Below are 21,827 nucleotides of genomic sequence, written 5' to 3'. Positions count from 1 at the left end.
AAATGCGCAGCCGCTGTGAAGCGGGCTGCGCCGAGCGTCTTCGCCTTAGATGCGACGACGCTTTTGCGGACGGCAGCCGTTGTGCGGCACCGGGGTCACGTCGGCAATGGAGTTGATCCGGATGCCGAGCGCGGCCAGCGCGCGCACCGACGATTCGCGACCAGGACCGGGGCCCTTAATCTCGACGTCGAGGTTCTTGATGCCTTGCTCGACCGCAGCGCGACCGGCGACTTCAGAAGCGACCTGCGCAGCGAACGGCGTCGACTTGCGCGAGCCCTTGAAGCCCTGACCACCCGAAGACGCCCACGACAAGGCGTTGCCCTGGCGGTCGGTGATCGTGATGATCGTGTTGTTGAACGAAGCGTGCACGTGTGCGATGCCGTCCGCAACGTTCTTGCGGACCTTCTTGCGAACGCGTTGTGCCGCGTTGTTGGCAGGAGCTTTAGCCATGCTGGTCTATCCTTATTTCTTCAGGGACTGCGCTGCCTTGCGCGGACCCTTGCGAGTGCGAGCATTGGTGCGCGTACGCTGGCCGCGCATCGGCAGGCCGCGACGGTGACGGAAGCCGCGATAGCAACCGATGTCCATCAAGCGCTTGATGTTCATCGTCGTTTCGCGACGCAGGTCACCTTCGATGGTGAAGAGCGCGATCTGGTCGCGGATCTTCTCCAGATCGGCGTCGGTCAGATCCTTGATCTTCTTCGAATACTCGATGCCGCTCGCTTCGCAGATCTTGCGGGCGCGGGTGCGACCGATGCCGAAAATGGCGGTCAGGCCGATTTCAGCGTGCTTGTGCGGCGGAATGTTGATGCCAGCAATACGTGCCATGTGCGTCCTCTAATACTCGTTCAATCAACCCTGGCGCTGCTTGTGGCGCGGGTCGGTACAGATCACACGCACCACACCCTTGCGGCGGATGATCTTGCAATTACGGCAAATGGTTTTGACCGAAGCCGAAACTCTCATTTCATTCTCCTAAAACTCTTTCAACCCGGCGACTCATTTCGCCCGAAACACAATGCGCGCCCGGCTCAAGTCGTAGGGCGTCAACTCAACGGTGACTTTGTCACCAGGAAGGATCCGGATGTAGTGCATCCGCATCTTTCCAGAAATATGTCCGAGGACGATGTGGCCATTTTCCAGCTTCACCCGGAATGTTGCGTTGGGAAGGTTTTCCAGAACCTCACCCTGCAGCTGGATGACATCGTCCCTCGACATCTACACCTACGAAGTCTTGAAATTGGCTTTCTTTAGCAGTGACTCGTACTGCTGAGACATCATGTAGTTCTGTACCTGGGCCATGAAGTCCATCGTGACAACCACGATGATCAACAGGGAAGTGCCGCCGAAATAGAACGGCACGTTGTATTTGAGGATCAGGAACTCCGGCAGCAGGCAGACGAAGGTGATGTACACCGCGCCAGCCAACGTCAGGCGAACCAGGATCTTGTCGATGTAGCGCGCGGTCTGGTCACCAGGGCGAATGCCCGGAATGAACGCACCGCTCTTCTTCAGGTTGTCGGCCGTTTCGCGGCTGTTGAACACGAGCGCCGTGTAGAAGAAGCAGAAGAACACGATGGCGCTGGCATACAGCAGAACGTAGATCGGTTGACCCGGCCGAAGTGCACCGGCAATGTCCTTGATCCAGCGCATGCTCTCGCCAGTGCTGAACCAACCCACCACCGTCGTCGGCAACAGGATGATCGACGACGCGAAGATCGGCGGGATCACGCCAGCCATGTTGAGCTTCAAGGGCAGGTGCGACGACTGGCCACCGTAGACCTTGTTGCCGACCTGGCGCCGCGCATAGTTCACGAGGATCTTGCGCTGACCGCGTTCGACGAACACCACGAAGTAGGTCACCAGCACGACCACCGCAACGATGAACAGTGCGACGAGCACGTTCATGGCGCCGGTGCGGACGAGTTCCAGCAATCCACCGATCGCATTCGGCAAGCCTGCCGCGATGCCTGCGAAGATCAGGATCGAGATCCCGTTCCCCAGGCCACGCTCAGTGATCTGCTCGCCGAGCCACATCAGGAACATCGACCCAGCGGTGAGGCTGACCATGGCCGTGATGCGGAAGCCGAAACCGGGGGCAATCACCAGCCCGGCCGAGGATTCGAGCGCCACGGCGATGCTGAACGACTGGAACAAGGCCAGCGCCAGGGTGCCGTAACGGGTGTACTGCGTGATCTTGCGCCGGCCGGCCTCGCCTTCCTTCTTCAACTGCTCGAAGGTCGGCACCACGTAGGTCATCAATTGCATGATGATCGACGCGGAGATGTACGGCATGATGCCCAACGCGAACACGGTAAAGCGCGACAGGGCGCCGCCCGAGAACATGTTGAACAGGCTCAGGATGCCGCCTTGCTGGCCTTGGAACAGCTGCGCGAGTTGGTCCGGATTGATACCCGGCACCGGGATGTGAGCCCCGATGCGATAGACCACGAGCGCGAGCAGCAAAAAGACGAGCCGGCGACGGAGGTCACCGAACTTGCCTGTTTTTGCGAGCGTTGCCGCGTTGGTTGCCACGAAGTACTTCTTTCAGTCCGTGTGCTGTTTAGGCGACGCTGCCGCCAGCGGCTTCGATCGCAGCCTTGGCGCCGGCGGTCGCGCCGATGCCCGTCAGCTTGACGGCCTTGGTGAGCTCACCCGACTTGATGACCTTGACCACCTTGGCGATCTGGCCGACCAAACCGGCTTGCTTCAGCGCCAGCACGTCGACTTCGGCCAGGCCGAGCTGTTCGAGCGAAGCCAGCGTCACTTCGGCGTTGTATTTCAGCAGGTGCGACTTGAAGCCACGCTTCGGCAGGCGACGCTGCAGCGGCATTTGACCGCCTTCGAAGCCGACCTTGTGGAAACCGCCTGCGCGCGACTTCTGACCCTTGTGACCGCGACCCGCGGTCTTGCCGAGGCCGGAGCCGATACCACGGCCGACGCGGCGCTTGGCGTGCTTGGCGCCGGCAGCCGGCTTGATGCCATTGAGTTCCATATACGTCTCTCTCAGCGGCTCTGTTTAGAGCACTTTGACCAGATAACTGATCTTGTTGATCATGCCGCGCACCGCGGGCGTGTCCTGCAGCTCGCTCACGCTATTGAGCTTGCGCAGACCCAGACCGCGCACGGTGGCGCGATGCGATTCCTTGGTGCCGATCGGGCTCTTGACCAGTTGCACCTTGAGGGTTTGTTGTTGCGTCGTCATCTCGATACTCCCGGTTTAGGCGAAGAGTTCTTCGACGGTCAGACCACGCTTGGCAGCCACTTCGGATGCCGTCGTCGAGTTCTTCAACCCGTCGAGCGTGGCGCGAACCATGTTGTAGGGGTTCGACGAACCATGGCTCTTCGCCACGATGTCGGTGATGCCCATCACTTCGAACACGGCGCGCATCGGGCCGCCGGCGATGATGCCGGTACCCTTGGGAGCCGGGATCATGACCACCGAGGCGGCGCCATGGTGGCCCGTCACGCGGTGATGCAGCGTACCGTTCTTGATCGAAATCTTCGCCAGGTTGCGACGTGCTTCTTCCATCGCCTTCTGCACTGCGGCCGGCACTTCCTTCGACTTGCCCTTGCCCATGCCGACGCGACCGTCGCCGTCACCCACCACGGTGAGTGCTGCGAAACCGAGGATACGGCCACCCTTCACCACCTTGGTGACGCGGTTGATCGCGATCATCTTCTCGCGCAAACCGTCTTCGGGGCCTTCGTTCTGCGTTCTTGCCTGAATCTTTGCCATTTTGAATCTCGTGTCCGGTTAGAACTGCAGGCCAGCTTCGCGGGCAGCATCGGCCAGCGCCTTGACGCGGCCGTGGTACGCGAAACCTGCGCGATCGAAAGCAACCTTCTCGACGCCGGCAGCCTTCGCCTTTTCAGCGATGCGCTTGCCGATGGCGGTTGCCGCAGCGGTGTTGCCGCCCTTGCCGGAACCACCCAGCGCGGAACGCACTTCGGCTTCGGCCGTCGATGCGGTGGCAATCACCTTGGAGCCGTCGTCGGAGATGACGGTGGCGTAGATGTGCAGATTGGTGCGGTTCACCGTCAGACGCGCCACGCCTTGCGTTGCAATGCGGATACGGGTCTGGCGCGAGCGGCGAAGACGCTGTGCTTTTTTGGTCAACATCATTTTGCTGCCCCTTATTTCTTCTTGGTCTCTTTGATCACGATCTTCTCGTCCGAGTACTTGATGCCCTTGCCCTTATAGGGCTCAGGCGGACGAACAGCGCGGATCTCAGCGGCCACTTGGCCAACACGTTGGCGGTCGGCACCCTTGATGATGATTTCGGTCGGCGTCGGGGTCGCCACCGTCACGCCCTGGGGCATGTCGAAGTTGACCGGATGCGAATAACCGACTTGCAGGTTGAGCTTGGCGCCTTGAGCGGCAGCCTTGTAGCCCACGCCGACGAGGGTGAGCTTCTTTTCGAAGCCCTTGGTCACGCCGACGACCATGTTGTTCACCAGCTGACGGAACGTGCCGCTCATCGCGTTCGCTTCACGCGAATCGTTGGCGGGCTCAAAACTCAGCTTGCCGTCATTGCTGGCGACATTGACCAGTGCATTGCGCTGCAGGCTGAGCGTGCCGCCCGTGCCCTTGACGTTGATCTGGTCTTCCTTGATCGACACATCCACGCCTGCGGGGATGGCGACCGGCATTTTTCCTACTCGGGACATTTCAGTTTCTCCTCGATGTCTCGGTTAGGCGACGTAGCACAGCACTTCGCCACCGACACCGGTAGCGCGCGCCTTGCGGTCGGTCATCACGCCCTTGGGGGTCGTGACGATGGCAACGCCGAGGCCGTTCTGGACTTGCGGAATGGCTGCGCTGGCCTTGTAGACACGCAGGCCAGGACGGCTCACGCGCTCGATACGCTCGATGACCGGACGGCCAGCGTAGTACTTCAGCGCGATTTCGAGTTCGCTCTTGCCGGCTTCGGTCTTGACCTTGAAGCCGTCGATGTAGCCCTCGTCCTTCAACACCTGTGCGATCGCGATCTTCACCTTGGAAGACGGGACCGACACGGTGGGCTTCGCCACCATCTGCGCGTTACGAATACGCGTCAGCAGGTCGGCAATGGGATCACTCATGCTCATGTTGTTTGCTCCTGCCTGGCTTACCAGCTGGCCTTGGTGACACCGGGGATGTCGCCATTGAAAGCCAGTTCGCGGATCTTGGCGCGTGCCAGACCGAATTGGCGGAAGGTGCCACGCGGACGACCGGTGATTTCGCAACGGTTGCGCTGGCGCGTCGGGTTGGCGTTACGCGGGAGCTTCTGCAGACCCAGGCGGGCAGCTGCGCGCTCTTCGTCGCTCTTCTTCGCGTCGTTGGCGATCGCCTTCAGTTCCGCATGCTTGGCGGCGTACTTTGCGACCAGTTTTTCTCGCTTGAGCTCGCGCTCGATCAAAGCTACTTTAGCCACAAACCACCTCAGTTCTTGAACGGGAAACGGAAGCCAGCGAGAAGCGCCTTGGCTTCTTCGTCGGTCTTGGCCGTCGTCGTGATGCTGATATTGAGACCGCGCAGGGCATCGACCTTGTCGTATTCGATCTCAGGGAAAATGATCTGCTCTTTGACGCCGATGTTGTAGTTGCCACGGCCGTCGAAGGCGCGGCCGGAAATCCCGCGGAAGTCACGGACGCGCGGCAGTGCCACGGTCACGAAACGATCCAGGAATTCATACATCTGCACACCGCGCAGCGTGACCATGCAGCCGATCGGCTGGTTCTCGCGAATCTTGAAGCCGGCGATAGCCTTCTTCGACTTGGTCACGACGGGCTTCTGGCCGGCGATCTTGGTCAGGTCGGCGACAGCGTTGTCGAGAACCTTCTTGTCGGCGACTGCTTCGCCCACACCCATGTTGAGCGTGATCTTGGTCAGACGCGGAACCTGCATCGGCGAGGTGTAGCCGAACTTTTCGGTCAGGTCTTTCGCGATCTTTTCGCGATAGTGTTGTTGGAGACGTGCCATGTGAGTACCCCTTACGCGGCCTTGATTTCTTCGCCGCTGGACTTGAAGACGCGCACGCGCTTGCCGTCCGTGACCTTGATGCCGACGCGATCGGCCTTGCCGGTCGCGGCATTGAAGATCGCCACGTTGGATTGGTGAATCGGCATGGCCTTCTCGACGATGCCACCGGTCGTACCCTTGAGGGGGTTCGGCTTGGTGTGCTTCTTGACGATGTTGATGCCGTCGATGATCAGATGCGAATCATCCTTGCGCAGCGACACAGTGCCGCGCTTGCCCTTGTCGCGCCCGGCCAACACGATGACCTGGTCGCCTTTGCGAATCTTGTTCATGGCGTTGTTGTCCTTACAGAACTTCGGGGGCCAGCGACACGATCTTCATGAACTTCTCGGTGCGCAGTTCGCGCGTGACCGGTCCGAAGATGCGGGTGCCGATGGGCTCCAGCTTGGCGTTGAGCAACACAGCTGCGTTGCCGTCGAACTTGACGAGCGAACCGTCAGCACGACGGATGCCCTTGGCGGTGCGGACCACCACTGCGCTGTAGATCTCGCCCTTCTTGACGCGACCCCGCGGAGCGGCTTCCTTGACGCTGACCTTGATGACGTCGCCCACGCTGGCGTAACGCCGCTTGGAGCCACCGAGCACCTTGATACACAGGACGGATTTCGCGCCCGTGTTGTCGGCCACATCGAGCCGGGATTCAGTTTGGATCATTTTGTGATATTCCCAACTTGTACCGTTTGCCGCCCCGGACACTCCGGAACAGATCTGCGGTCAGTCTTGGGCCCGTCGTCCACGCACCGAAACCACTTCAGTGCGCTTCCGCTGGGCAGAAGCTTTCGCCTTTTCAAGCGAAGCCTGCGATTGTCACATAGTCTGCGGGCCTCGTCAACTACCTGCCTCACGCAATTTTGTGAAACCGTAGACTTCGGGCCGTGCACGAGCGCTCACCCACACTTTCAACACTGGTTTCCCGTCGGCAAATGCTGGTTGCAGCGGCGATTCCCCTCGCAAGCGCAATCGCGGGATGCAAGAGCGGAATCGCTGTTGCGCCGGACCCACAGCGGCTGCGGCTTGTTGCCGAAGCACGATGGCCTCACCGCCCGGAATTTCGGGGGACGACCGCCGGAGGATTATCCGGCATCGACTACGACCCGAAGAGAGGTGAGTACCTGCTTCTCAGCGATGATCGGTCGGACCTGGCGCCAGCACGCTTATATAGTGCCCAGTGGTCCGCCGCATCCGGCGCCGAGCCGCCCCGGCTCGGCGATGTCGCACTGCTCAAGCAAGCCGACGGCACACCGTGGCCGTCGCGGCGGCGCGCGCGCCCGGGCACACCTGTTCCCGATCCTGAAGCACTCCGGATCCGCCCGGACACCGACACGATCCTCTGGACCAGCGAGGGCGACGTGCCGCGCAGCTTCGGCCCCGCACTGTACGAATCAAGACGCGACGGCACGCTGATCCGCGAAATTCCGCTCCCCGCCCTGTTCCAGCCCGATTCCACCGGCCGGTGGGGCACCAGGGACAACCTCGGGCTGGAGGGCTTGGCGCTGACACCGGATGCACGCCACGCCTGGCTGGCGATGGAAAACGCGCTCGTTCAGGACGGCCCCATTCCCACCGTGGCCGCGGCAGGCGGACCTTGCCGGTTCACGCAGATCGATCTGGCGACCGGCACGGCCACCCGCCAGATTGCCTACGTCCCGGACGCGATCCCCCTGCGTCCGCTGATACCCGGCATGCCCGCCGACAACGGGGTCAGCGAGGTGCTGATGATCGACGCCCACCGCATGCTGGTTCTGGAGCGCGCCTACGCCACCGGGGTCGGCAACTCGCTGAGGCTGTACGAGATCGATACCCGCGCCGCGACCGACACCCTGGCCCTGGAAGCGCTGAGCCCGGACAATCACACTGCCGCGCCCAAGAAGCTGGTCGCCGACTTCGCCGCTCTTGGCCTGTCCCGCCTGGACAACAGCGAGGGCCTTTGCTGGGGCCCCGATCTGCCGAATGGCAGCCGCCTGCTGGTCGCGGTGAGCGACGACAATTTCAATCCGCTGCAGATCACCCAGTTCGCAGCATTCGAATTCACCGGATAAGTCATGAACATCGCAGTCACTTTCCTGCCCCGCCGGGAGCCGACACCCTTGCCACCCATCGCGTTCATCGGGGGCGGCAACATGGCCAGCGCCATCATCGGCGGGCTGATCAAGCAGGACGTCCCCGCGGAATCCATCGAAGTCGTCGAGCCTTTCGCCGAAGCGCGCGCCAGGCTGGCCCACGATTTCGGCATCACGGCGCAGGCCGAGGCCGGCAGCGCCCTGGCGCGCTGCGAGGTCGTGGTCTGGGCCGTCAAGCCGCAGAGCTTTGCGGAGGCAGCCAAGCCGGTGCGCGGTCTGGCGCCCGACGCCCTGCACCTTTCGGTGGCCGCGGGGATCCCGTCGGACAGCATTGCCCGCTGGCTCGGCACGGAGCGCGTGGTTCGCGCGATGCCCAATACGCCTGCCCTCGTCGGGCAGGGCATGACCGGCCTCTATGCGCGCGAGGCTGTGGACAGCGATGGCCGGAAGCTGGCGGAGCAGGTGCTCGCCCCCACCGGCGACCTGATCTGGGTCGACGCCGAAACGGCGCTCGACGCCGTCACGGCAATGTCGGGCTCCGGTCCGGCCTACGTCTTCTATTTCATCGAGGCGATGACGGAAGCGGGTGTGGACCTGGGGCTGACGCCGGAACAGGCGCACCAGCTGGCCGTCGGCACCTTCACCGGTGCGTCCGCCCTGGCCAGCAGCGCGACCGAGCCACCGGCCGTCCTGCGCGAACGCGTGACGTCCAAGGGTGGCACCACCTACGCTGCCATCACGGCCATGGAGAGCGCCGACATCAAGACCCAATTCAAGGCCGCCATCCGTGCCGCGCACCAGCGCGCCGCCGAACTCGGCCAGGAGTTCGGGCGCGGCTGAGGAAAGCGCCGGCCGCACTCAGCGCAAGGCGTAGCCGGCCACGACGCCGGCGAACACGGTGAAGCCGAGCCAGTGGTTGAGCCGGAAGGCCTTGAAGCAGCCGTCGCGCGTCCGGTCGCGAATCAGCCGCCAGTGCCATAGCGCCTGCGCTGCGGCAATTCCGATCGCGATGAAGAAGAGCGCGCCCAGCGACTTGCCCGCACCCGCGCCTGCCCAGATGGCGAGGAAGATCGCGTAGCTCGCCATGACGATCGGGACGTCCAGACGCCCGAAGGTGATGGCCGAAGTCTTAATGCCGATCTTGAGGTCGTCGTCGCGGTCGACCATTGCGTACTCGGTGTCGTAAGCCAGCACCCAGAACAGGTTGCCCGCGAGCAGCCACCAGGCCAGCAGCGGCACGCTGCCTTGCACCGCCGCAAAGGCCATCGGGATGCCGAAGCTGAAGGCAATGCCGAGCACCGCCTGCGGAATCGACACGAAGCGTTTCGCGAACGGGTAGACCAGGGTCACGGCCAAGGCCGCAAAGGACCACAGCACCGTGACGCGATTGGTCGTGAGCACCAGCCCGAACGCAGCCAGCGCGAGCACGGCGCCAACGACCAGCGCCTCCGTCACGGAGATCGCGCCGCTCGTGACCGGCCGCTGCGCCGTGCGCTTGACGTGGCGGTCGAAGTCACGATCGGCCACGTCGTTGACACAGCAGCCCGCGCTGCGCATGAGGATGGTGCCGAGGACGAACACGACGAGCAGGTGCCAGCCCGGCCATCCGTCGGCCGCAAACCAGAGCGCGCCCAGCGTGGGCCAGAGCAGCAGCAACCAGCCCGCGGGGCGATTCCAGCGGATCAGGTCGAGATACAACGCAAAACGCCCGCGGTGCGGCGCGGGCGCAGGCTCTGCCGCGCTCGTGGCGGGGCCGGTGGCGGGATCAGTCTTCAAGCAGCGAACGCAGCATCCAGGCCGTCTGGTCGTGCACCGTGCAGCGCGCGGTCAGCATGTCGGCGGTCGGGTCGTCGCCCGCCTCTTCGGCCACGGGGATGAATTCACGCGCAATGCGCGAGACGGTCTCGTGTCCCTTCACCAGGATGCGGACCATCTCCATGGCCTTGGGCGGGGTCTGCGGCACGTCGGGCACGGTCGCGATCTTGCTGAACTCGGCATACGAACCCGGTGCGTAGTGGCCCAGGGCCCGGATGCGCTCGGCGATGACGTCCGTGGAGCCCCAGAGTTCGGTGTACTGGGTCATGAACATCGCATGCAGCGAGTTGAAGTGCGGGCCCGTCACGTTCCAGTGGAAGTTGTGCGTGGTCAGGTACAGCGTGTACGTGTCCGCCAGCACGCGGCTCAGGCCTTCGGCAATGGCTGCGCGGTCCTGCCGGTCGATGCCGATGTTGATGATCGGGGCATTGCGGCTGCCGGACTCCTCCGCGACCACCACGCCGCCCTTCTTGGGCACCTTGCCAGCGGATGCCGACGGCGCAGCTGCGACGGGGGACTTGGGTTTCTTCACGACTTTGGCCATGGTGATGAGCTCTTTCTTCAGTGGATTGACGGCAAGAACCGCAGGAAAGCCGGAGGCGGGCTCCGCAAAAGCCGCACTCTATCGCAGCTGTTGCGGCCGGCACGCGTCAGGCTCGTAGGCCGATACCGCATTTGCTACGAGAGGCGCTTGACGCCCGGCAGTTCGCACGCGTAGATCGCGTTGCGCAGTGCCGCGATGGCTTCGTAGCGCGTGAAGCTGCGCCGCCACGCCAGCACCACGCGCCGCGTCGGCGGCTCACCGCCCTGCGTGTCGCGCACCGGCAGATAGCGCACGATCTGCTCGGGCTCCTTGCGGCTCTTGCTTTTGGGCTTGAGCGCATCGGCCGGCACTGAGAGGCGCGGCACCAGCGTCACGCCCATGCCGGAGGCGACCATGTGCTTGATGGTCTCCAGCGACGAGCCCTCGAAGCTCTTGCGAATGCCTTCGGCGTTGCTCGAAAAACGGGCGAACTCCGGGCACACCTCCAGCACGTGGTCGCGAAAGCAGTGGCCGGTGCCCAGCAGGAGCATCGTCTCCTTCTTGAGCTCGTCGGAGGTCACGGACTCGCGGTCCGCCAACGGGTGGTGGACCGGCAAGGCCGCCACGAAGGGTTCGTCGTAGAGCGGGGCCATCGCCAGGCCCGTGTCGGGAAAAGGCTCGGCCATGATGGCGCAATCGATCTCGCCGGCGCGCAGCATCTCGAGCAGCTTGGCGGTGAAGTTTTCCTGCAGCACCAGCGGCATCTGCGGCGTGCGTGCGATGTTCTGGCGCACCAGGTCGGGCAGGAGGTAGGGGCCGATGGTGTAGATCACGCCCAGATTGAGCGGACCGGACAGCGGGTCCTTCCCGCGCTTGGCAATTTCCTTGATGCTGGCGGCCTGGTCCAGCACGCTCTGCGCCTGCTGCACGATCTGCTCGCCCAGCGGCGTGACCGTCACCTCGCCCGCACTGCGTTCGAACAGCTTGACCTCGAGTTCGTCCTCGAGTTTCTTGATCGCGACAGACAGGGTGGGCTGCGAGACATAGCAGGCTTCCGCAGCCTTGCCGAAATGCCGCTCGCGTGCCACGGCGACGATGTATTTGAGTTCCGTAAGCGTCATAGTTTTCGTCAATTATGCGCACGCGGTGGGACGGGCGACATCTCCGGTCCCTTTCGGATTTTTCCCATGGGACTCATGGAAGCCAACGGGGACAATTCAGGCCATCGAGCAACTGATGACGCGTCCACGCGTTCAGTGTCCTGGCCCCGATGGGATGTCCCGCTGGCCCAGCGCTTGAATCCTGGGCTCCTGGAGATTTCGGGCACACCGCATGCCGAGATCAGGGGCTTCTCTCCCACGCGCATGACCACCTTTGTGGTCGAGCCGTCCATGACGGCTGGATGGCGCCTGATCTCGACACTTCTATGCGAATACGCCACTTGCTCATGTTCAGCCCGGGTCGCCATCTCAGCAACGGGTCCGTCCAGTTCGTGACCCGCCGCACGACGCTGATGATTGCGTGCGCAGCTGCCGCAGCAGCAGCGGCCATCGCGCTCGCCGCGGGCGCCGCCATCGGCATTCACTGGGCCGAACACAGGGCCGCCGAAAGCCAGGGCGCGAACGGCGTCGAGCGTACGTACGTGGTCGACGAACTCGGCAAGCTGAACGCATCCCTCGCGCAGATGGAGCCGCGCATCGCCCGCCTGACGACGCACATGGGCGAACTGCGCAGTCTGCAGGCGCGGCTGAAGGCGCCGAAGCCGCTGTCGAAAGCCGGCACGGATCGCGGCTCTTCCCGCGATGGCGTCGGCGGCCCGGCCTTGCCGCCGCGGCAATGCGCCGAGACGACGACGGCCGCGTCGAAGGCGGAAGTCGACGACACGCGCGCCCAGCTTGCCTGCATTGCCCAGACACTGGAGCAACTCGAGCAGGAAGCCATCATGCATACGGTCGCCTGGTCGGCGCTGCCAGGACGCCTACCCGTCAGGGGCGGCCGCTTCGGCTCGCCTTTCGGCAACCGCCTCGATCCCTTCGACCGTCGGCTGAGCTTTCACTCGGGCATCGACATCGCCGCCCAGACCGGAACGCCGATTCTCGCGACGGCCGGCGGCCGCGTGGTGTTCTCCGGACAGAAGCCGGGCTACGGCCAGGTGGTCGAGATCGATCACGGCAACCAGCTCGTCACCCGCTACGGACATGCCTCGCGCCTGATCGTGCGCGAGGGCGATCTGGTGCTGCCCAAGCAGCACATCGCCGACGTCGGCTCGACCGGCCGCTCCACCGGCCCGCACCTGCATTTCGAGGTGCTGGAGAACGGAGAGCCGATGGATCCCGCCCACTACCTGACCCTGTTCGTCGAGGGCAAGCATGGCTGATCCGCGCCAAGACAGCAGCGTGAGCCACCTTGCGACGCGCCGCTATGCGCCGCAGCCCGTCCGCTCCATCGCCGCACGCGCGGCGACCTCGGTGGTCCTCTGTGCCGCATGCCTCGCGGGCGGAGCCGCGGCGGCGATGTGGCACGTGCAACGCGATGCCACTGATGCAGCGCCATGCGCGCCCCTTCCTTCCGAAGATCTGGTCCGGGCGGAGCTGGAGCGAACCAAACTGGCCCTGGCACAGGAAGCAGCGGCGCGCACCGCGCTGCAGAAAACCGCGACCGCTTCCGCCGCGGAAGTCAGCCGGCTCGATACGGAACTTCGATTCCTGCGCGGCCAGCGCCCCAAGCGCTGAATCCGCATCGCCCACCCTTCCTCATCCAAGGATCGACCATGTTCGGCAGCAAGAAGAAACCGGCGGGCATCCGCCAAGCGAAGTTCGCAACCCTGATCGCGCACGATGTGCACCTCACCGGCAACGTCGCCTTCAGCGAGGGCCTGCGCCTGGACGGCCACGTGCAGGGCAACATCAGCGGCAAGCCCGGCAGCGAGACACTGCTGGTGCTGAGCGACCGCGGCTCGGTCAGCGGCAACGTGCACGGCTATGACGTCATCATCAACGGCAAGATCATCGGCGACGTCATTGCCGAACATTTCGTCGAACTGCAGGCCAACGCCCACGTCACCGGCAACATCGACTATCAGCAGCTGCGCATGGATGCCGGTGCGACGGTCGACGGCAAGTTGACCCGCCGGGATGGCGGATCAGCGCCGACCGCGATGGCCGACTCGGCTGCCGGCTTCGACGACTGAGCAGGCACGCCAGGGAACTCCAGCCCTCAAGCCTTCAGGTATTCGGCCTTGCTGCCCAGCCAGCGATCGACGTGCTTGTGGGCCAGTTCGGGATGGCGGTCGAGCATTTGGGGCGCCAGCTCGCGCGCCCAGTCCAGCAGCATCACGTCCGTGCTCAAGTCCGCGAAGCGCAGCAAGGGCGCGCCGGACTGGCGAGCGCCAAGGAATTCGCCGGGGCCGCGAATCTCCAGGTCGCGGCGCGCGATCTCGAAGCCGTCACCGGTTTCCGCCATCGCCTTCAAGCGGGCGCGCGCGGCTTCTCCGACCCGCCCGCCTTCGTTGGGCGCATACAGCAGCACGCATGCCGACGCCGCCGCGCCGCGCCCGACACGGCCGCGCAATTGATGCAGCTGCGAGAGCCCGAATCGCTCCGCATGCTCGATGACCATCAATGAGGCGTTGGGCACGTCGACGCCCACCTCGATCACAGTGGTGCTCACCAGCACCTGGAGCTGGTTGGCCGTGAAGCTTTCCATCACCGCCTGCTTCTCTGCCGTGGGCATGCGCGAATGCAACAGCCCGACGCTGACCTTGTCGCCCAGCGCATCGGCCAGTTCGTCGCGCGTCGCGGTGGCGTTGCGCAAATCGACCGCCTCGCTCTCCTCGATCAGCGGACACACCCAGTAGACCTGCCGCCCCTGCTCGACCTGGAAGCGGATGCGATCGATGACTTCATCGCGCCGATGCTCCGCCACGAGCTTGGTGACGATGGGCGTGCGTCCTGGCGGCAGCTCGTCGAGCGTCGACACATCGAGGTCGGCGTAGTAGCTCATCGCGAGCGTCCGCGGGATCGGCGTGGCGCTCATCATCAGAAGGTGCGGCTCCAGTTCGCCGCCGGCCTTGCCGCGCAACGCCAGACGCTGCGCCACGCCGAATCGGTGCTGCTCGTCGATGATCGCCAGCGCCAGGTTCCTGAAGCGCACCTTCTCCGAGATGACGGCATGCGTGCCGATCACGAGCGCGGCCTCGCCGCTCTCGACGGCGGCCGACATCGCGTCCCGCTCCTTCTTCTTCTGGCTGCCGGTGAGCCAGGCGACGCGCAGGCCGCGCTCGGCCAGCAGGGGATCGAGCCAGCCGACCAGCTTGCCGAAGTGCTGCGCCGCGAGGATTTCGGTCGGTGCCATCAGCGCGCACTGAAATCCCGCATCGATGCTGCGCGCGGCCGCCAGTGCCGCGACCACGGTCTTGCCCGACCCCACGTCGCCCTGCAGCAGGCGGTGCATCGGGATGTCACGCGCCAGATCGCGCGTGATCTCGACGCCGACCCGTTGCTGCGCGCCGGTCAGTGCGAACGGCAGCGCGGCCAGCAGTTCGGTGTGCAACGGTCCGCCGGACGCCGCCGTGTCGAGCACGGGCGCGCGTTGCGCGGCGCGGGCGCGCCGCGCCTGCAGTTGCGAGAGCTGCTGCGCCAGGAGTTCATCGGCCTTGAGCCGTTGCCAGGCCGGGTGGCTGTGGTCTTCCAGCGTGGCTATCGCGACATCGGGTGCGGGGTAGTGGAGGAACGAGAGCGCGCGCCGCAGATCCCATGCGCCGTGCGGTGCGGCGCCCGCGGGCAAGGTTTCGTCGAGCACCGCCCGCGCGAGGCCCGATCGCACCTCGCGCCGCAACACCGGCTGGGCCAGTCCCGCAATCGTCGAATAGACCGGCGTGAGCGCCTCCGGCAGCGCGGTGCCCGCGGCCTTGACGGCGGGATGCATCATCTGCCGGCCGAGGAATCCGCCGCGCACCTCGCCACGCACGCGCACGCGCGCACCAACCGCCAGCTGTTTCTGCTGCGACGGATAGAAGTTGAAGAAGCGCAGCTGGCAGGTGTCGCTGCCGTCGTCCACCGTCACGATCAGCTGGCGCCGGGGGCGAAAGACCACCTCGCTGTCGGTCACGACGGCTTCGATCTGCGCCATTTCGCCGTCGCGCACGTCCGCGAGCCGCACGACGCGCGTTTCGTCCTCGTAGCGCATCGGCAAGTAGAGCGCGAAGTCGATATCCCGAAGCAGGCCGAGCTTGCGCAGCGCGCGCTGCACCACGCTGAGGCCCGTGCCGGGCGCCCGGGCAGGCGGGGCCTCGGGTACGGGCTTTTGCGGTGGCGGGGACTTGGCGGCGGCGGGCATGGGACAATTCTGCCCGCCTCTTCGACCTTCATCCCTTACGCCTCCTTGGCACGGGCCCGTCCGGCCCTCAAGCACCATGCGCGCCTTCACGCTTTCCGATTTCGATTTCGACCTGCCGCCTGAACTGGTGGCCCAGCATCCCGCCACCGAACGCAGCGCCTCCCGATTGCTCGATGGCTCCGCCGACCCGACGGTCGACCGGATCTTCCGGGAACTGCCCTCCTTGCTGCGCGCCGGCGACCTGCTCGTCTTCAACGACACGCGCGTCGTCAAGGCACGCCTCTTCGGCGAAAAGCCCACCGGCGGCAAGCTCGAACTGCTCGTGGAGCGCGTGCTGCAAGGCGATGAAGTCGTCGCGCACATGAAGGTCAGCAAGAAGCCACCCGTCGGCACCACCCTCGCGATGGTCGGTGGCTTCAGTGCAACGCTGCTCGGCCGCTGGCCCGAGGAAGACGGCGCCCTCTTCCGCTTCCGCTTCGAGAGCCCATCCGGCGAAGACCCCTACGCGCTGATGGCCCGCTGTGGCCACGTGCCGCTGCCGCCGTACATCACGCACACCGATTCATCGGACGACGAGAGCCGCTACCAGACCGTGTTCGCGCGCGTGCCGGGCGCGGTCGCCGCACCGACGGCGGCCCTGCATTTCGACGAGGCGCTGCTGGGCGAACTCGAAGCGCGCGGCGTGCTGCGTGCCAATGTCACGCTCCATGTCGGCGCCGGCACCTTCCAGCCCGTCAAGACCGAGAACATCGCCGAGCACACGATGCATGCCGAACGCTACGAGGTGCCGGCGTCCACGCAGCGCGCCATCGCCGATGCGAAAGCACGCGGCGGTCGCATCGTCGCCGTGGGCACGACCACCGTTCGCACGCTCGAATCCTGGGCCAAGAGCGGCGAGGCGACGGGCGACACCCGCATCTTCATCACGCCGGGCTTCGCCTTCGAGCACGTCGACCTGCTCGTCACCAACTTCCACCTGCCCAAGAGCACGCTCATGATGCTGGTCAGCGCCTTCGCGGGCTACGAAAGCGTGATGGCGCTGTACGGCCACGCGATCCGCGAGCGCTACCGCTTCTTCAGCTACGGCGACGCCATGCTGCTTGCAAGAAAGTAAGAACCACCATGCTGAACTTCGAACTCCTCGCCACCGATCCGGCAAGTCACGCCCGGCGCGGCACGCTCACGCTGAACCACGGCGTGGTGCAGACTCCGATCTTCATGCCGGTGGGCACCTACGGCACGGTCAAGGGCGTGATGCCGCGCAGCCTCGAGGAGATGGGCGCGCAGATCATCCTTGGCAACACCTTCCACCTGTGGATGCGTCCGGGCCTCGATGTCATGGCGAGCTTCGGCGGCCTGCATCAGTTCGAGAAGTGGAACAAGCCGATCCTCACCGACTCGGGCGGCTTCCAGGTCTGGTCGCTGGGCGCGATGCGCAAGATCAGCGAGGAAGGCGTGAAGTTCGCGTCCCCGGTCAATGGCGACAAGCTGTTCCTCACGCCGGAGGTCTCGATGCAGATCCAGACCATCCTCAACAGCGACATCGTCATGCAGTTCGACGAGTGCACGCCCTACGACACGCAAGGCCACGTGACGACCGAGGCCGAAGCACGCAAATCGATGGAGCTCAGCCTGCGCTGGGCCCGTCGCTGCCAGGCTGAATTCGCGAAGCTGGAAAACCCCAACGCCCTCTTCGGCATCGTGCAGGGCGGCATGTTCGAGAACCTCCGCGAGGAATCCCTGGCCCAGCTGGTAGAGATGGATTTCCCCGGCTACGCGATCGGCGGCGTGAGCGTGGGCGAGCCCAAGGACGAGATGCTGCGCATCATGGCGCACACGCCGCACAAGCTGCCGGCCCACAAGCCGCGCTACCTGATGGGCGTCGGAACACCCGAGGATCTGGTCGAAGGCGTGGCACAGGGCGTCGACATGTTCGACTGCGTGATGCCGACGCGCAACGCGCGCAACGGCACGCTGTTCTCGCGCTATGGCGACCTCAAGATGCGCAATGCGCGCCACAAGAGCGACCCGCAGCCCATCGACCCGAGCTGCACCTGCCATGCCTGCGCAGGCGCTTCGGGCGTGCCGTGGAACGACGGCGGTCGCGACGGCTTCAGCCGCGCCTACCTGCACCACCTCGACCGGTGCGGCGAAATGCTGGGGCCGATGCTGACGACCATCCACAACCTGCACTACTACCTGAACCTCATGCGCGAGATTCGCGAGTCGCTCGAAGCGGGGCGCTTTGCGGAATTCCGGGCCGGGTTCAAGGCGGACCGCGCGCGCGGCGTCTGATTCGCGCCTAGGCCGACCGCAGCGTCCAGCACCCGGTCAAGGTCTCGCCCGGCGCGAGCACCGCGCCGCCGACTTCTTCGGGCCCATGACGGTCCGACAGGTTGATTGCATCGGTGCACTGGCTCACCGGCTCGGCGCAGAAGTGATCGGCACCACGCGGGCAATACAGCACGAAGAAATCGAGCGGCGACTCGGCCGCCATCACCAGCGTGCGGGATGACGCCGGCCACTCGATGCGAGCCTGACGCTGCCAGCCGGTGAAGTTGTTGTCCAGATCCAGTTCGGCAAGCAACACGCCTTCGCGCAGTCGCGCCACTTCCGCTGTCGGTTCCAGCGCAAGCGGCATCACCTCCGCATCGCCGCGCCACATGGCCGCAGTGGACGCTTGCAGGCGCGTGCCCTCGCGGTGCGGGAAGTAAGGGTGATGGCCGATGCCGGCCGGCATGGGCTGCGTATCGCAATTCGTCAGCGTGACGGTGCAGCGGAGCCCGGTCGGGTCGAGTTCGAACTGTTGCGAAGCCTCGAAGCGCCACGGCCACTGCGCATCAGCTTCGACCGTCACCACCAGCTTGGCCTGGGCGGACGAGGCTTGCGCCACCTGCCAGGGCCGCATCCATCCGATGCCGTGAAGCGGGTGCTTGCCCGAAGGACCCGCCGGGTGACCGGGCGCGATCGCGATGTCCCGGCCGCCGAAACGGGCCCGGCCATCGCGGATGCGGTTGCACCAGGGCACGAGCGGAAAGCTCGCCATCGCGAACAGATCGCGCCGACGCAGCGCATCGTCGGTCGCAGGTCGCAGCCAGTCGAAGCGCCCATCGGCCTGCTCGTCGTAGAACGCGGCCACCGCACCGCCGATCTCCGGCGCGAGCATCAGGCGCAGGGAGCCGGCCGAGAGCTGCAGCAGGGCTTCGGACGCTGAGAAAGTCTGGGTCTCGTTCATTCCATGCGCCACGGATCGTTGCGGTCGCGGCATTCTCGTTCACACGGGTGGCATGCGACACGGTTGAGGGTCAAAATCGCGCCGGCCGCGCAGTCGCCCGGCCGACCTCCTCCCGTTTGGATCCATTCATGACCGAATCGACCTCCCCTGCACCTTCTGCCCGATACCCCTCGCTCGCCGGCCGTACCGTCTTCATTTCCGGTGGCGCCACCGGCATCGGCGAGGCGCTGGTCCGCGCCTTCCACGGGCAGGGCGCCCGCGTCGGCTTCTGCGATCTCGACGCCAAGGCCGGCCAGGCGTTGGCAGCTCAGCTGGGCACCGACAACGAGGCGTTCTTCAGCGAATGCGACGTCACCGACGTGGACGCGTTGCGCGCCACGATCGCCGCGGTGCGCGGGCGATTCGGCCCCATCCAGGTGCTCCTCAACAACGCGGCCAACGACCGCCGCCACGACATGGCCGATGTCACCAGCGAGGACTTCGACCGGCTCATGGCGGTCAACTTCAAGCACCAGTTCTTTGCTGCGCAGGCGGTGGCGGACGACATGCGTGCCCTCGGGAGCGGCTCGATCATCAATTTCGGCTCGGTGAGCTGGATGATCAAAGGCGCCGGCTACCCGGTCTATCAGGCCTGCAAGTCGGCCATCCAGGGACTCACGCGCTCGCTGGCGCGCGACCTTGGCAAGCAGAACATCCGCGTCAACACGATCGTGCCGGGCTGGGTGATGACCGAGCGCCAGTTGCGGCTCTGGGTCAAGCCTGAGTCCGGCGCGGAGATCGATGCCGCCCAGTGCCTCCCCGGCCGCGTGATGGCAGAGGACATTGCCAGCATGGCACTCTTCCTTGCCGCGGATGATTCGAAGATGTGTACCGCGCAAAACTACGTGGTGGACGCCGGCTGGACCTGAGGACTCGGCACAGCCGCTCCCGTGCCGCAGGCGTGGCAGAACTTGGCGAACGCACTCTTGCGCGCCTCGCACACGTGGCAATGGTCGAAGAGACCGATGCCGCAGTGCGGGCAGAAGTCGATCTCGGCATTCTTCAGGTCCACCGGGCGTTCGCATCCCGGGCACACGCTCTTCGCAAGCCGCGCCAACGCCGTGTCGTAGCTCAGCTCGTTGCGGCGCACCGTGTCCGGCTGAGCCTCGGCGAGCTTCTGGCGCGCCAGGTAGCGGTTGAGCGCAATGATCGCGTAGCGCCCCACCAGCACCGTCACCACGATGCCCACCGCGTAGCGCACGTAGCCGCCGTAGCTCGGCAGGTAAGGCACGAGTTCGACGAAGAACGCGAACAGCGCAAAGTAGATGAAGCCCCAGACGAAAGGCCACCACGTGCTCTTGCGCTTCTTCACGAACAGCCAGCCAGCGATCACCAGCAGCGGCAGCGTCAGGGCCAGGCGGTAGCCGAACACGCGCAGCTCGACGCGGCGGTTCTCGGCATCCAGCCTGGTGCGCGCATCCTTCTCCAGCTCCGCGAGTTGCTGCTGCGCGCGCTGGCGTGACTGGCCGGCGTCCAGCGCGATCTGGCGTTGAGCGCCCACCGCACGCTGCGCTTCGTCCTCCTTGACCTTCAAGGCATCCAGTGCCTTGGTGCGGGCGACAAGTTCGGTGTCCTGGTCAGGCTGCGCCGTGGCGCGTCGCGTGGCAAGCCAGTTCGCAAAGGTCTCGCGCGCTGCGCGGCTCGCCTGCTGCGCAGTGAGGAGCTTGAGGTCGGCCTGCTCGCGTTCGCGCGTCGCCTGCTGCTCCGTGAGGTTGGCGTCGCGGATCGTGTTGCGCAAGGGCTCCGCGGCGGCCCGGTCGATGAAGTCATCCAGCTCGAGCCTGTGCTCGACGCGCGGCAGGTCGCCGACGATCGTGCTGCCCAGTCCGATCAGGAAGCTCGCAAAAATCACCGCGACGAGCCAGAGGCCGCGGCGAAACCATTTTTCGGACAGGCGCAGGGATTTGCTCATCGCTTTCCTTTTTCGTGTTGCAGGTTCTGTTCGTGCTTCGCGCGATTCTGGTCTAGAGCTTGAGCACCACCGGCGCCGCGCCGAGTCCGGCGCGAGGCAGCCAGGCGAAGACCGAGTCCACCGTCACCGTCTCGATGCGATCGGTGAAGCGTTTCTCGTTGGGGTGATCGTCGAAAGCCACGTTGGCCGAACCGACCCGCCCACCGAGCCGGGTGAGCGGCCCGAGCCGGAGCGTCGTCGGCTCATAGCCCTTGAAATGCAGCCAGGCCTGGGCCTGGTCGCGGGTCCGGATGGTCGCCGGTTCCATGGCGCCGGCCAGCGTCTCGACGGCCCATTGGTTCGACTGCTGGTACTTGTGGCCCCAGGCATAGCTCACGATGCTGTAGGGCGCGGTGTGCAGCCGGGTGAGGCGCGCGGGCGGCTCTCTCAGCGCCACCAGCAACTGCGCCTGGACGGCGGGGTTCGGCACGACCCAGGCCGCTTCGTAGCGCCAGAGATCGTCGAGGAAGAAGTCGCCCAGGCCTTGCCGGTACACCGTCGCGACTGCCGTGCCGCACTGGTTGAGCTTGTGCACGACGCGCCAGTTGCCCGCTTCGGTCTTGTAGGCCAGCCCGAGGTGGGAGTAGCGCAGCCCGTACTTGCCCAGATCCTGCCCTGCGCGGGCGAGCAGCACGACCCGCGCGCCGCTCGCGTCGAGCTCCCTGGCCGTGCGTTCCGCGAGCTGCATTCCCTTGACCACCGCCGCGGCGTCCGGCTTCGATTGCTCGCATGAGCGGCCCGCGTGCGCATTCAGCGGGAACAGGAACACGCCCGCCAGCGCGACGGCAGTCGCCGTCAGGACCATTTGCAACGCGGTCCTCAACACGCGCCGCGTGCGCGACACG

General features: G+C 65.2%; 30 protein-coding genes. 8 read left to right on the top strand and 22 right to left on the bottom strand.

What is annotated here, in order from left to right; genetic code table 11:
• Positions 1 to 45 precede the first annotated feature (45 nt).
• The 15 genes from rpsK to rplN are packed head-to-tail and all read right to left on the bottom strand — an operon-like array spanning position 46 to position 6,676.
• Positions 46 to 450, bottom strand: coding sequence for a 30S ribosomal protein S11 (rpsK, locus tag QTH90_RS28430; protein WP_009124825.1), 405 nt, complete (start codon positions 448 to 450; stop codon positions 46 to 48).
• Between the two features lie 12 nt (positions 451 to 462).
• Positions 463 to 828: a 30S ribosomal protein S13 gene (gene rpsM, locus QTH90_RS28425; protein ID WP_019653977.1), complete on the bottom strand. Its 366-nt coding sequence runs from the start codon at positions 826 to 828 to the stop codon at positions 463 to 465.
• 24 nt (positions 829 to 852) lie between these two features.
• Positions 853 to 966, bottom strand: a complete 114-nt coding sequence (gene rpmJ / locus QTH90_RS28420; protein WP_038201958.1) for a 50S ribosomal protein L36 — start codon at positions 964 to 966, stop codon at positions 853 to 855.
• A gap of 33 nt (positions 967 to 999) precedes the next feature.
• On the bottom strand, positions 1,000 to 1,218 hold the full coding sequence (gene infA / locus QTH90_RS28415) for a translation initiation factor IF-1 (protein WP_286667922.1): 219 nt from the start codon (positions 1,216 to 1,218) through the stop codon (positions 1,000 to 1,002).
• A 6-nt stretch (positions 1,219 to 1,224) separates the two neighbouring features.
• Positions 1,225 to 2,535: a preprotein translocase subunit SecY gene (gene secY, locus QTH90_RS28410; protein WP_286667921.1), complete on the bottom strand. Its 1,311-nt coding sequence runs from the start codon at positions 2,533 to 2,535 to the stop codon at positions 1,225 to 1,227.
• Positions 2,536 to 2,563: 28 nt separating this feature from the next.
• Complete coding sequence (gene rplO, locus QTH90_RS28405) at positions 2,564 to 2,995, bottom strand: 50S ribosomal protein L15 (RefSeq protein WP_286601602.1); 432 nt, start codon at positions 2,993 to 2,995, stop codon at positions 2,564 to 2,566.
• A 24-nt stretch (positions 2,996 to 3,019) separates the two neighbouring features.
• On the bottom strand, positions 3,020 to 3,205 hold the full coding sequence (gene rpmD, locus QTH90_RS28400; RefSeq protein ID WP_009124818.1) for a 50S ribosomal protein L30: 186 nt from the start codon (positions 3,203 to 3,205) through the stop codon (positions 3,020 to 3,022).
• Between the two features lie 15 nt (positions 3,206 to 3,220).
• Positions 3,221 to 3,739: a 30S ribosomal protein S5 gene (rpsE, locus tag QTH90_RS28395; RefSeq protein WP_028250822.1), complete on the bottom strand. Its 519-nt coding sequence runs from the start codon at positions 3,737 to 3,739 to the stop codon at positions 3,221 to 3,223.
• A gap of 18 nt (positions 3,740 to 3,757) precedes the next feature.
• Positions 3,758 to 4,123 (bottom strand): 50S ribosomal protein L18, encoded by a 366-nt coding sequence (gene rplR / locus QTH90_RS28390; protein WP_286569831.1) that lies wholly within the window; start codon positions 4,121 to 4,123, stop codon positions 3,758 to 3,760.
• A gap of 14 nt (positions 4,124 to 4,137) precedes the next feature.
• The gene (gene rplF, locus QTH90_RS28385; protein ID WP_286667920.1) at positions 4,138 to 4,671 is read right to left on the bottom strand and encodes a 50S ribosomal protein L6; all 534 of its coding nucleotides are present in this window, start codon (positions 4,669 to 4,671) and stop codon (positions 4,138 to 4,140) included.
• Between the two features lie 24 nt (positions 4,672 to 4,695).
• Entirely contained in the window at positions 4,696 to 5,091 is a 396-nt protein-coding gene (rpsH, locus tag QTH90_RS28380) for a 30S ribosomal protein S8 (RefSeq protein ID WP_286569689.1), read from the bottom strand.
• 20 nt (positions 5,092 to 5,111) lie between these two features.
• Positions 5,112 to 5,417, bottom strand: coding sequence for a 30S ribosomal protein S14 (gene rpsN, locus QTH90_RS28375; protein ID WP_068674578.1), 306 nt, complete (start codon positions 5,415 to 5,417; stop codon positions 5,112 to 5,114).
• Positions 5,418 to 5,425: 8 nt separating this feature from the next.
• The gene (rplE, locus tag QTH90_RS28370; RefSeq protein WP_286371087.1) at positions 5,426 to 5,965 is read right to left on the bottom strand and encodes a 50S ribosomal protein L5; all 540 of its coding nucleotides are present in this window, start codon (positions 5,963 to 5,965) and stop codon (positions 5,426 to 5,428) included.
• 11 nt (positions 5,966 to 5,976) lie between these two features.
• The gene (gene rplX, locus QTH90_RS28365) at positions 5,977 to 6,294 is read right to left on the bottom strand and encodes a 50S ribosomal protein L24 (protein ID WP_286667918.1); all 318 of its coding nucleotides are present in this window, start codon (positions 6,292 to 6,294) and stop codon (positions 5,977 to 5,979) included.
• Between the two features lie 13 nt (positions 6,295 to 6,307).
• Positions 6,308 to 6,676 carry a 50S ribosomal protein L14 gene (gene rplN / locus QTH90_RS28360; RefSeq protein WP_028250829.1) on the bottom strand — a complete coding sequence of 123 codons (369 nt, stop codon included), beginning with the start codon at positions 6,674 to 6,676 and terminating at the stop codon, positions 6,308 to 6,310.
• A 269-nt stretch (positions 6,677 to 6,945) separates the two neighbouring features.
• On the opposite strand from rplN, the gene QTH90_RS28355 reads away from it, so the two are divergent.
• Positions 6,946 to 8,061, top strand: a complete 1,116-nt coding sequence (locus tag QTH90_RS28355) for an esterase-like activity of phytase family protein (RefSeq protein ID WP_286667917.1) — start codon at positions 6,946 to 6,948, stop codon at positions 8,059 to 8,061.
• A 3-nt stretch (positions 8,062 to 8,064) separates the two neighbouring features.
• Positions 8,065 to 8,922 carry a pyrroline-5-carboxylate reductase gene (gene proC, locus QTH90_RS28350; RefSeq protein ID WP_286667916.1) on the top strand — a complete coding sequence of 286 codons (858 nt, stop codon included), beginning with the start codon at positions 8,065 to 8,067 and terminating at the stop codon, positions 8,920 to 8,922.
• 18 nt (positions 8,923 to 8,940) lie between these two features.
• Here the strand turns inward: proC and ubiA are convergent, their stop codons facing one another.
• From ubiA to QTH90_RS28335, 3 genes are all read right to left on the bottom strand, one after another.
• Positions 8,941 to 9,780 carry a 4-hydroxybenzoate octaprenyltransferase gene (ubiA, locus tag QTH90_RS28345; protein ID WP_286667973.1) on the bottom strand — a complete coding sequence of 280 codons (840 nt, stop codon included), beginning with the start codon at positions 9,778 to 9,780 and terminating at the stop codon, positions 8,941 to 8,943.
• A gap of 67 nt (positions 9,781 to 9,847) precedes the next feature.
• Positions 9,848 to 10,441, bottom strand: a complete 594-nt coding sequence (locus QTH90_RS28340) for a Dps family protein (protein WP_286667915.1) — start codon at positions 10,439 to 10,441, stop codon at positions 9,848 to 9,850.
• 134 nt (positions 10,442 to 10,575) lie between these two features.
• The gene (locus QTH90_RS28335) at positions 10,576 to 11,541 is read right to left on the bottom strand and encodes a LysR substrate-binding domain-containing protein (protein WP_286667914.1); all 966 of its coding nucleotides are present in this window, start codon (positions 11,539 to 11,541) and stop codon (positions 10,576 to 10,578) included.
• A 305-nt stretch (positions 11,542 to 11,846) separates the two neighbouring features.
• Here QTH90_RS28335 and QTH90_RS28330 point away from each other — a divergent pair, with 305 nt between their 5' ends.
• Genes QTH90_RS28330 through QTH90_RS28320 form a run of 3 tightly spaced genes read left to right on the top strand, consistent with a single transcriptional unit; the run spans position 11,847 to position 13,610 of the window.
• Positions 11,847 to 12,797: a M23 family metallopeptidase gene (locus tag QTH90_RS28330; RefSeq protein WP_286667913.1), complete on the top strand. Its 951-nt coding sequence runs from the start codon at positions 11,847 to 11,849 to the stop codon at positions 12,795 to 12,797.
• Positions 12,790 to 13,152, top strand: coding sequence for a hypothetical protein (locus QTH90_RS28325; RefSeq protein ID WP_286667912.1), 363 nt, complete (start codon positions 12,790 to 12,792; stop codon positions 13,150 to 13,152). The genes QTH90_RS28330 and QTH90_RS28325 overlap by 8 nt, the downstream gene beginning before the upstream one ends.
• Before the next feature lie 38 nt (positions 13,153 to 13,190).
• Positions 13,191 to 13,610, top strand: a complete 420-nt coding sequence (locus QTH90_RS28320) for a bactofilin family protein (RefSeq protein WP_286667911.1) — start codon at positions 13,191 to 13,193, stop codon at positions 13,608 to 13,610.
• A 26-nt stretch (positions 13,611 to 13,636) separates the two neighbouring features.
• Here the strand turns inward: QTH90_RS28320 and recG are convergent, their stop codons facing one another.
• The gene (gene recG / locus QTH90_RS28315) at positions 13,637 to 15,757 is read right to left on the bottom strand and encodes an ATP-dependent DNA helicase RecG (protein ID WP_286667910.1); all 2,121 of its coding nucleotides are present in this window, start codon (positions 15,755 to 15,757) and stop codon (positions 13,637 to 13,639) included.
• 76 nt (positions 15,758 to 15,833) lie between these two features.
• Here recG and queA point away from each other — a divergent pair, with 76 nt between their 5' ends.
• Complete coding sequence (gene queA, locus QTH90_RS28310) at positions 15,834 to 16,871, top strand: tRNA preQ1(34) S-adenosylmethionine ribosyltransferase-isomerase QueA (RefSeq protein ID WP_286667909.1); 1,038 nt, start codon at positions 15,834 to 15,836, stop codon at positions 16,869 to 16,871.
• Between the two features lie 8 nt (positions 16,872 to 16,879).
• The gene (gene tgt / locus QTH90_RS28305; RefSeq protein WP_286667908.1) at positions 16,880 to 18,052 is read left to right on the top strand and encodes a tRNA guanosine(34) transglycosylase Tgt; all 1,173 of its coding nucleotides are present in this window, start codon (positions 16,880 to 16,882) and stop codon (positions 18,050 to 18,052) included.
• A gap of 7 nt (positions 18,053 to 18,059) precedes the next feature.
• Here tgt and QTH90_RS28300 read toward each other — a convergent pair whose 3' ends face one another.
• Positions 18,060 to 18,992 carry an aldose 1-epimerase gene (locus QTH90_RS28300; RefSeq protein WP_286667907.1) on the bottom strand — a complete coding sequence of 311 codons (933 nt, stop codon included), beginning with the start codon at positions 18,990 to 18,992 and terminating at the stop codon, positions 18,060 to 18,062.
• 128 nt (positions 18,993 to 19,120) lie between these two features.
• On the opposite strand from QTH90_RS28300, the gene QTH90_RS28295 reads away from it, so the two are divergent.
• Positions 19,121 to 19,900 (top strand): SDR family NAD(P)-dependent oxidoreductase, encoded by a 780-nt coding sequence (locus QTH90_RS28295; RefSeq protein ID WP_286667906.1) that lies wholly within the window; start codon positions 19,121 to 19,123, stop codon positions 19,898 to 19,900.
• On the opposite strand, the gene QTH90_RS28290 is transcribed toward QTH90_RS28295, so the two are convergent.
• Together QTH90_RS28290 and QTH90_RS28285 are read right to left on the bottom strand one after the other, a co-directional pair.
• Positions 19,873 to 20,943 (bottom strand): serine endopeptidase, encoded by a 1,071-nt coding sequence (locus QTH90_RS28290; RefSeq protein WP_286667905.1) that lies wholly within the window; start codon positions 20,941 to 20,943, stop codon positions 19,873 to 19,875. The two genes, QTH90_RS28295 and QTH90_RS28290, sit on opposite strands and share 28 nt — an antisense overlap.
• A 52-nt stretch (positions 20,944 to 20,995) precedes the next feature.
• On the bottom strand, positions 20,996 to 21,787 hold the full coding sequence (locus tag QTH90_RS28285; protein WP_286667972.1) for a DUF2145 domain-containing protein: 792 nt from the start codon (positions 21,785 to 21,787) through the stop codon (positions 20,996 to 20,998).
• Positions 21,788 to 21,827 lie beyond the last annotated feature (40 nt).

It is taken from the genome of Variovorax flavidus, assembly GCF_030317145.1.
GTDB classification, from domain to species: Bacteria; Pseudomonadota; Gammaproteobacteria; order Burkholderiales; family Burkholderiaceae_C; genus Variovorax; species Variovorax flavidus.
Note: the sequence above shows the minus strand (reverse complement) of the source record. Positions and strands in the feature narration are given on the sequence as shown.

What these genes read in the sequence shown, in the direction of transcription:
- rpsM (WP_019653977.1), bottom strand. Translation starts at nt 828, where the DNA reads ATGGCACGTATTGCTGGCATCAACATTCCGCCGCACAAGCACGCTGAA.
- rplN (WP_028250829.1), bottom strand. Translation starts at nt 6,676, where the DNA reads ATGATCCAAACTGAATCCCGGCTCGATGTGGCCGACAACACGGGCGCG.
- queA (WP_286667909.1), top strand. Translation starts at nt 15,834, where the DNA reads ATGCGCGCCTTCACGCTTTCCGATTTCGATTTCGACCTGCCGCCTGAA.
- tgt (WP_286667908.1), top strand. Translation starts at nt 16,880, where the DNA reads ATGCTGAACTTCGAACTCCTCGCCACCGATCCGGCAAGTCACGCCCGG.
- rplE (WP_286371087.1), bottom strand. Translation starts at nt 5,965, where the DNA reads ATGGCACGTCTCCAACAACACTATCGCGAAAAGATCGCGAAAGACCTG.
- rplF (WP_286667920.1), bottom strand. Translation starts at nt 4,671, where the DNA reads ATGTCCCGAGTAGGAAAAATGCCGGTCGCCATCCCCGCAGGCGTGGAT.
- rpsH (WP_286569689.1), bottom strand. Translation starts at nt 5,091, where the DNA reads ATGAGCATGAGTGATCCCATTGCCGACCTGCTGACGCGTATTCGTAAC.
- recG (WP_286667910.1), bottom strand. Translation starts at nt 15,757, where the DNA reads ATGCCCGCCGCCGCCAAGTCCCCGCCACCGCAAAAGCCCGTACCCGAG.
- rplR (WP_286569831.1), bottom strand. Translation starts at nt 4,123, where the DNA reads ATGTTGACCAAAAAAGCACAGCGTCTTCGCCGCTCGCGCCAGACCCGT.
- infA (WP_286667922.1), bottom strand. Translation starts at nt 1,218, where the DNA reads ATGTCGAGGGACGATGTCATCCAGCTGCAGGGTGAGGTTCTGGAAAAC.
- rpsK (WP_009124825.1), bottom strand. Translation starts at nt 450, where the DNA reads ATGGCTAAAGCTCCTGCCAACAACGCGGCACAACGCGTTCGCAAGAAG.
- QTH90_RS28285 (WP_286667972.1), bottom strand. Translation starts at nt 21,787, where the DNA reads ATGGTCCTGACGGCGACTGCCGTCGCGCTGGCGGGCGTGTTCCTGTTC.
- proC (WP_286667916.1), top strand. Translation starts at nt 8,065, where the DNA reads ATGAACATCGCAGTCACTTTCCTGCCCCGCCGGGAGCCGACACCCTTG.
- QTH90_RS28295 (WP_286667906.1), top strand. Translation starts at nt 19,121, where the DNA reads ATGACCGAATCGACCTCCCCTGCACCTTCTGCCCGATACCCCTCGCTC.
- rpsE (WP_028250822.1), bottom strand. Translation starts at nt 3,739, where the DNA reads ATGGCAAAGATTCAGGCAAGAACGCAGAACGAAGGCCCCGAAGACGGT.
- QTH90_RS28325 (WP_286667912.1), top strand. Translation starts at nt 12,790, where the DNA reads ATGGCTGATCCGCGCCAAGACAGCAGCGTGAGCCACCTTGCGACGCGC.
- QTH90_RS28355 (WP_286667917.1), top strand. Translation starts at nt 6,946, where the DNA reads ATGCTGGTTGCAGCGGCGATTCCCCTCGCAAGCGCAATCGCGGGATGC.
- rplX (WP_286667918.1), bottom strand. Translation starts at nt 6,294, where the DNA reads ATGAACAAGATTCGCAAAGGCGACCAGGTCATCGTGTTGGCCGGGCGC.
- QTH90_RS28290 (WP_286667905.1), bottom strand. Translation starts at nt 20,943, where the DNA reads ATGAGCAAATCCCTGCGCCTGTCCGAAAAATGGTTTCGCCGCGGCCTC.
- QTH90_RS28340 (WP_286667915.1), bottom strand. Translation starts at nt 10,441, where the DNA reads ATGGCCAAAGTCGTGAAGAAACCCAAGTCCCCCGTCGCAGCTGCGCCG.
- rpmD (WP_009124818.1), bottom strand. Translation starts at nt 3,205, where the DNA reads ATGACGACGCAACAACAAACCCTCAAGGTGCAACTGGTCAAGAGCCCG.
- rpmJ (WP_038201958.1), bottom strand. Translation starts at nt 966, where the DNA reads ATGAGAGTTTCGGCTTCGGTCAAAACCATTTGCCGTAATTGCAAGATC.
- rplO (WP_286601602.1), bottom strand. Translation starts at nt 2,995, where the DNA reads ATGGAACTCAATGGCATCAAGCCGGCTGCCGGCGCCAAGCACGCCAAG.
- QTH90_RS28335 (WP_286667914.1), bottom strand. Translation starts at nt 11,541, where the DNA reads ATGACGCTTACGGAACTCAAATACATCGTCGCCGTGGCACGCGAGCGG.
- QTH90_RS28320 (WP_286667911.1), top strand. Translation starts at nt 13,191, where the DNA reads ATGTTCGGCAGCAAGAAGAAACCGGCGGGCATCCGCCAAGCGAAGTTC.
- QTH90_RS28330 (WP_286667913.1), top strand. Translation starts at nt 11,847, where the DNA reads ATGCGAATACGCCACTTGCTCATGTTCAGCCCGGGTCGCCATCTCAGC.
- QTH90_RS28300 (WP_286667907.1), bottom strand. Translation starts at nt 18,992, where the DNA reads ATGAACGAGACCCAGACTTTCTCAGCGTCCGAAGCCCTGCTGCAGCTC.